Below are 7186 nucleotides of genomic sequence, written 5' to 3'. Positions count from 1 at the left end.
CACAACCCGGCAGAGTTCGCCGCCGCCGGCGAACTGGTTGCCGGAGCCAACATCCTGCTCGGCGTCGCCGCGAGATTGGCGGCCGACTGACCGCGGGAGCAGAAAACGCGGATCGCCGGCTTCTGCGGCACAGTGTTGCCAAGCCATGACACCACCAAAAATAGTCACGTCGAAGGCGTCGAGTCTCGCAGAGGTTGGCATCCGGCGACATCGCGCCGAAACAAAAATCAATCATTCAGCGAGTTTAGACGGCGAAATTTCGCGCGCGCCAATAAGTTCAGTGCCTCGAAGAAAGAATGCCATGCTGCTGCTCAATCAACGTCCCGAACACAACCAGCCGTTGGTTGCGGCCGATGCCGAGTCCCTCGGCATGGCGGGAGGCGAGCGGGCCGAGCACTATCTCAAGGCGCGGCACAACCATGTCGAAACGCCGCTGCACGCCTTGCCGGCGTTGGCCGATGAACTCGGCATCGCCGCACTTTACGTCAAAGATGAAGGCCAGCGTCTCGGCCTCGGCTCCTTCAAGGCGCTGGGCGGCGCCTATGCGGTCATACGGCTGGTGCTGGAGGAGGCAGGCAAGTGGCTCGGCCGCACCGTCGATATCGGCGAGATCAACGACGCCAAGGTGCGCGAGATCGCGTCCAGCATGATCTTTGTCTGCGCCACCGACGGCAATCATGGCCGCTCGGTCGCGCAGGGCGCCGGCCTGGTCGGCGCGCGCTCGGTGATCTTCGTCCATGCTGGCGTAAGCCGTGAGCGTGTGGCGGCCATCGCCCGCTTCGGCGCCGAGATCGTGCAGGTCGAGGGCGGCTACGATCATGCGGTGCGCGAAGTCGCCCGCGTCGGCGCCGAGCGCGGCTGGAAGATCGTCTCCAACACGTCCTGGCCGGGCTATGAGCGCGTCCCCGGCCTGGTCATGCAGGGCTACACGGTGATCGTGCGCGAGACGCTGCGGCACATGGCCGAGCCGCCTACGCATGTCTTCCTGCAGGCTGGCGTCGGCGGCTTCGCCGCGGCGATTGCCGGCCATATGGCGATTATGCTCGGCGGGCGGCGGCCGAAGGCCGTGGTGGTCGAGCCGGGGCGCTCGGCCTGCGTCTACGCCTCGGCTGAGGCCGGACGTCCGGCAACGATCGCGCATCAGCAGTCGACGGTGATGGCGATGCTCGAATGTGCTGAACCGTCACTGGTCGCCTGGCGCGTGCTGGCGCGCGTCGGCGATGCCTTCATGACGGTGGAGGAAGAGGATGCGGTCGCCGTGATGAAGCGGCTGGCGCGACCCTTGGGCCACGATCCGGCAATCATCTCCGGCGAAAGCGGCGGTGCGGGGCTCGCCGGACTGATCCGCGCGGCAGGCGACAAGCAGATGCGCGCGGCACTCGACCTCGACACCCATTCGCGCGTGCTCGTCATTAACTCCGAGGGGGCGACCGACCCCGGCCGCTATGCCGAACTGGTCGGCGTGGCGCCGGACGACGTGCTGATGCAGCCTGCCTGAAACAAGTCCGGAAAGTATATAACGGTCAGGCTCGGCGGCTTCGCCGTAGCAGGCTCGGCGACTTCGCCGTAGCAGGCTCGGCGACTTCGCCGTAGCTTTCGGTCCGGGTGCGTAAAGAACAGGCTTAGGGGCGACGATGGCCAAACTCGACCAGCAGGCACTGCACCGCGAGATGACGGCGTGGCGGCACGATCTCCACGCGCATCCCGAATTCGGCTTCGAGGAGAAGCGCACCTCGGCCTTCGTTGCCGAAAAACTCCGCGCGTTCGGGCTGGAGGTCGCCGAAGGCATCGGCGGCACCGGCGTCGTCGGCACGCTGACCAGGGGCAGCGGCAACCGGGCGATCGCACTGCGCGCCGACATGGACGCGCTGCGCATCGCCGAGCAGGGCACGATGGCCTACCGCTCCCAGACACCCGGCACCATGCATGCCTGCGGCCATGACGGCCACACCTCGATGCTGCTCGGCGCGGCAAAGCTGCTTGCCGCCGAAGGCGGCTTCGACGGCACGGTGCGCTTCATCTTCCAGCCGGCCGAGGAATGGGGCAGGGGCGCGCTTGCCATGCTGGACGACGGACTGCTCGAGCGCTTCCCCTTCGAGGAGATCTTCGGCCTGCACAACATGCCGGGCCTGCCCATTGGCCATTTCGAGACCCGCGTCGGGCCGATCATGTCGGCCGAGGACAATTTCGAGATCGTGCTGAAAGGCGTCGGCGGCCATGCCGCGCGTCCACATGCCGGCCAGGAGACGCTGGTCGCCGCCTGCGCGCTGGTCGTCAACCTGCAGACCATCGTCTCGCGGCGCCTGAGCCCCGCCGACATCGGCGTCGTTTCGGTCACCGAGCTGATCACCGATGGCACCCGCAACGCGCTGCCGGGCCTTGCCCGCATCCTCGGCGACGCCAGGAGTTTCCGGCCCGAGGTGAGTGCCGCGATCGAGAAGGAGATGCGCCGCATCGCCGAGGGCACGGCGCAGGCCTATGACGTCGCCGCCGAAGTCACTTACACGCGCGAGTTCGTGCCGCTGGTCAACGACGCAAGCCTGGTCGACGAAGCTTTTGCTGCGGCCCGGAGCGTGCTGGCCGGCGATGCCGTCGGCGTCGCGGCCGAGCCGATGACCGGCTCGGAGGATTTCGCCCGCTTCCTCGCCCATGTGCCGGGCTGCTTCATCTTCCTCGGCAACGGCGCCTCCGCACCGCTGCACAATCCGTCCTATGATTTCAATGATGAAGGCCTGGTCCATGGCGCGCGGTTCCATGCGGCAGTGGTGCGGCGGCGGCTGGCGGCGGAGGGCCCCTAAACCCCATCCCCCGCCTTCTCGATCGCCTCGAGATAGAACATCTTGCTTGGCTGCAGATGGTCGACGCAGAGCTGCGCCAGCACCCAGAACCAGTGGTGCTGGCGCGAGACTTCCAGCTTCTGCGGATCGGCGAGTGAGTTCGCCCGCACCGGTAGGCTGAGCCGCATGTAGTGGTCGATCGACGACACCAGGTAGTCGTTGCCGCAGGCCGAGAACATGGTGAGGTGGAAACGGTCATTGGCCTCGTGGATGCCGCGCAGATAGTGGGCGTCGACATGGGCGCTGTAGACCCGGTGGATCTCCATCAGCTCCGCAATCAGCGCATCGCTGGCCGGCAGCGGGATCATCAGCGCCGCCTGCCGCTGCAAGAGCTCGCGCACCTCGTAGATCTGCCTGACCTCGTCGGGTGACAGCCTTCTCACCATCGCGCCCTTGTTGCGTTCGCGGGTGACGACGCCGAGCTTCTCCAACTGGTAGAGCGCCTGGCGGATGGTGTGGCGCGACACCGGGAAGCGTCCGAGCAGCACATCTTCGACCAGCCGTGTGCCGGGCGCGAGGCGGCCGAAGATGATGTCCTCCTCCAGCGCCTTAACGACGTCGGCTTCCTTGCCGCCATAGTCTGCCACGTGGAGCATTTTCTTGTCCTTGCCGCGTCCTTTGCGGTCACTCTAGCCGCAGAGAGAGCCTTTCCGCAACTGCAGCGCATGGTCTGGATAATCGATAATACGACCATGAGTGACAAGTTAGGATCGCCACATTGTAGGTATTTCTGCTGGAACCAGATTAGAATTATTGACAATCTGAGCCATTTGCCTGTGGTGACGATCGGCGGTGGCTCCACCAGGGCGCCTGCAGTCAGCGTGAAATCCAGCCCCAAGGTGTCGATTGGCGTATCGCGGCCTCAGGAAGGGACTGACGAGCTACGGCGACGCGGCCTTCTCGCTGTTCCTGCGCAAGGCCTTCATCAAGGCGGCCGGCTATTCGGACGATGCGCTGGAGCGGCCGATCGTCGGCATTGTCGACACCGCGAGCGACTACAATCCCTGCCACGGCAACGCGCCGCAACTGATCGAGGCGGTCAAGCGCGGCGTCATGCTTTCGGGCGCGCTGCCGATGGTGTTCCCGACCATCTCCATCCACGAATCCTTCGCCCATCCGACCTCGATGGTGCTGCGCAATCTGATGGCGATGGACACTGAGGAGATGATCCGCGCGCAGCCGATGGACGCGGTGGTCGTCATCGGCGGCTGCGACAAGACCTTGCCGGCGCAGATCATGGGCGCGATCAGCGCCGACCTGCCGACGGTCGTGGTGCCGGTCGGCTCGATGGTCGTCGGCCACCACAAGGGCGAGACGCTGGGCGCCTGCACCGACTGCCGGCGCCTGTGGTCGAGCCACCGCGCCGGCGACATCGATGCCGTCGAGATCGACCTCGTCAACGGCAGGCTGGCGCCTTCGGTCGGCACCTGCATGGTCATGGGCACCGCCAGCACCATGGCGATCATTGCCGAGGTGATGGGTTTCTCGCTGCCGTTCGCTGCCTCCATTCCGGCGCCCCATGCCGAGCGCGTCCGCTCGGCGGAAGCGAGCGGCCGCGCCGCCGCCGCGCTTGCAGTCTCCGGCGCGCCGCTGCCCGGCGCCATCGTAACGCCGGCGGCCATCCGCAACGCCATGGTCGTCATGCAGGCGATCGGCGGCTCGACCAACGGCATCATCCATCTCGCCGCGATCGCCGGCCGGGCCGGGCATCCGGTCGACCTCGCCGAGTTCGACAGGATCGGCCGCGAGGTGCCGGTGCTGGTCGACCTCAAGCCGTCGGGCGAACACTATATGGAGCATTTCCATCACGCCGGCGGCGTGCCGAGGCTGCTGGCCGAACTCTCCGGTGTCCTCGACCTGACGACGCCGGTGGTCGACGGCGGCACGCTCGGCGACCGCGTCATGAAGCCCGAGGAGATGCATGCGCAAGACGTCATCCGGCCGCTCGGCCGGCCGGTGACGGGGCAGGGCGCCATGGCCGTGCTGTCGGGCAATCTCTGTCCGCGCGGCGCGGTGATCAAGCATTCCGCAGCCGCGCCGGCGCTGATGCGGCACACCGGGCGTGCCGTCGTCTTCGAATCCGTCGCCGACCTTGCCATGCGCATCGACGATCCGGCGCTCGACGTCAGCGCCGAGGACGTGCTGGTGCTGCGCAATGCCGGGGCCGCGCGGCGCGCCCGGCATGCCGGAAGCCGGCTATATCCCGATCCCGAAGAAGCTGGCCGCGCTCGGCGTCAAGGACATGGTGCGCCTGTCGGACGCCAGGATGAGCGGCACCGCCTTCGGCACGGTGGTGCTGCATGTCTCGCCGGAGGCTGCCGCGGGCGGTCCGCTCGCTCTGGTGAGGAGCGGCGACATGATCCGCCTCGATGTGCCGGCTCGCCGCATCGACATGCTGGTCGACGACGCCGAACTGGCGCGCCGGGCGGCGATTGCCCGCCCGGCGGTGGAGCGGCCGGCGCGAGGATATGCCCGGCTCTACTACGACCATGTGCTGCAGGCCGACCAGGGCTGCGACTTCGATTTCCTAACCGCTTCCGGGGCCGCCGATAAGGAGGAGGCGCAATGAGCGCGGCGCACCTCCCGGCGGAAACGGCGCCCCGGCGGTGCCTGCCGCCGCTGGCGCCGGCGCGACGCACGGCGTTGCGCCTGCCCGAGGGCAGCTCCGACGCGCATGCCCATGTCTTCGCCTCGGCCTGTCCGCTCGACCCGGCGCTCGGCTACACGCCGGCCATGGTCACGGTCCAGGACTACCGCCGGGTCATGGATGCCTATGGCATCGATCGCGCCGTGCTGGTGCAACCCAGCGTCTACGGTTTCGACAACAGCGCGCTGCTGTCGGCGCTTGCGGCCCTGCCCGGCACGCTTCGCGGCGTCGACGAAGCCTATCGCTGGCGGCGCCCCACCTGATCCGCCGGTAACTGTTTCTTGTCTGGTTTTGTGCACACTGTCTCCAACAGGGCGGACAAAAATCGGGCATGGCGGACGACAAGACACGCAAGGGGGAGTTCTGGGCGCTGGCGCTGGAACGTGCTCATCTCGGCGTCTGGGACTGGAACGTCGCGAGCGGCGATTGCTACTACTCGCCGACCTGGTTGAAGATGCTCGGCTACGCCGAGGGCGAGCTTGCCGCCACGGCGGATCTCTGGCTGACGCTCACCCATCCCGACGACCGCGAGCGGGCACTGGCCAGCGGCGAGCGCCACATCGCCGGCCTGACGGAGTCCATCGAGACGGAGCTGCGCCTCAGGCACAAGGATGGCCACTGGGTCTGGGTGCTCGACCGCGGCGGCATCGTCGAGCGCGACGCCGAGGGCCGGGCGCTGCGGCTGATGGGCGTGCAGACCGACATCACCCGGCGAAAACAGGCCGAGGCGGCACTCGATGAGGTCAATGTGCGCTTCCGCCTGGCGCTCGCCGCCAGCGGCACCGGTATCTGGCACTATGACATCGCCACCAACAAGAGCTTCTGGGATGCCCGCAGCCGGGAGATCTTCGGCCTGGTCAGCGATACCGACGAGGTTTCGGCCGGCCTCTGGCACACCTATCTGCATCCCGACGACAAGGAAGCCACCGAGCGGGCGCACCTGCCGCCGCCCGGCTCCGACGCCGTAACCGCCTCGCAATATCGCATCATCAGGCGCGACGGCGAGATCCGCCATCTGGAATCGCTGGTCCGCTTCATTGCCTGCGCCGGTGGCGCCGGCCAGATCCTCGGCACCGTGCGCGACATCACCGAGGACAAGAAGCGCTCGCAGGAACTCACCTACGCCGCCAACCACGACGCCCTGACCGGCCTGCTCAACCGCGCCGCCTTCGACCGGCTGCTGGCTGACCACATCGCCACGCAGCGCCGGCTGCCGCTCGCCGTCTTCTATGTCGACCTCGACTACTTCAAGGCGCTGAACGACTTCGCCGGCCATGCCGCCGGCGACCTCGCGCTGAAAAGCATCGCCGCCGGCATCCTCGCCAGCCTGCCGTCCTCGGCGCACGCGGCGCGGCTTGGCGGCGACGAATTCGCGCTGCTGGTGCCGAACTGCGGTCAGGCCGAGGCCGAGCGCCTTGCCGACGCCGTCCTTGCCGCCGTGCGCAATGCCGAGCTGGCGGCTACGACGCGAAAGCTCGCGGCCAGCATCGGCATCGCCTTTGTCAGCGACAGTGACACCAGGGTCGCCGATGCGCTGGCCTGCGCCGACGATGCCTGCTACGCGGCCAAGGCCGCCGGGCGCAACCGTTTTGCGGTGTTCTCGGTGGAGACGGCCTCCGGTTCCGGCGGCCTCAATGCCGCGCGGCTCGCCGCCGACCTGGTCGATGCCATGGAGGACGGCAGGCTGAAACTGTTAGGCCAG

Annotated in this window: 5 protein-coding genes and 1 pseudogene; 5 read left to right on the top strand and 1 reads right to left on the bottom strand. The window is 67.5% G+C overall.

Annotation, left to right across the window (positions count from 1 at the left end; genetic code table 11):
- Nucleotides 1–301 precede the first annotated feature (301 nt).
- Together EN745_RS25585 and EN745_RS25580 are read left to right on the top strand one after the other, a co-directional pair.
- Nucleotides 302–1498 (top strand): diaminopropionate ammonia-lyase, encoded by a 1197-nt coding sequence (locus EN745_RS25585; RefSeq protein WP_127422555.1) that lies wholly within the window; start codon nt 302–304, stop codon nt 1496–1498.
- A gap of 136 nt (nt 1499–1634) precedes the next feature.
- A complete protein-coding gene (locus tag EN745_RS25580) occupies nt 1635–2798 on the top strand; it encodes a M20 aminoacylase family protein (protein ID WP_127407468.1) in 1164 nt (387 codons plus the stop codon).
- Here the strand turns inward: EN745_RS25580 and EN745_RS25575 are convergent.
- Entirely contained in the window at nt 2795–3433 is a 639-nt protein-coding gene (locus tag EN745_RS25575) for a GntR family transcriptional regulator (RefSeq protein WP_127422554.1), read from the bottom strand. The two genes, EN745_RS25580 and EN745_RS25575, sit on opposite strands and share 4 nt — an antisense overlap.
- A gap of 250 nt (nt 3434–3683) precedes the next feature.
- Between EN745_RS25575 and EN745_RS25570 the strand changes: the two are divergent.
- The 3 genes and pseudogenes from EN745_RS25570 to EN745_RS25560 all read left to right on the top strand — a co-directional run.
- Nucleotides 3684–5406 (top strand): annotated as a pseudogene (locus EN745_RS25570) (dihydroxy-acid dehydratase).
- On the top strand, nt 5403–5747 hold the full coding sequence (locus EN745_RS25565) for an amidohydrolase family protein (RefSeq protein ID WP_127422553.1): 345 nt from the start codon (nt 5403–5405) through the stop codon (nt 5745–5747). Before EN745_RS25570 ends, EN745_RS25565 begins: the two are co-directional and overlap by 4 nt.
- A gap of 68 nt (nt 5748–5815) precedes the next feature.
- Nucleotides 5816–7186, top strand: a 1371-nt coding sequence (locus EN745_RS25560; RefSeq protein WP_127422552.1) for a diguanylate cyclase, incomplete at its 3' end; no start/stop codon positions are given.

The organism is Mesorhizobium sp. M4A.F.Ca.ET.022.05.2.1, assembly GCF_003998845.1.
Taxonomy (GTDB): domain Bacteria; phylum Pseudomonadota; class Alphaproteobacteria; order Rhizobiales; family Rhizobiaceae; genus Mesorhizobium.
The sequence above is the reverse complement of the archived record's forward strand: the minus strand, read 5'-3'. Positions and strand labels throughout refer to the sequence as shown.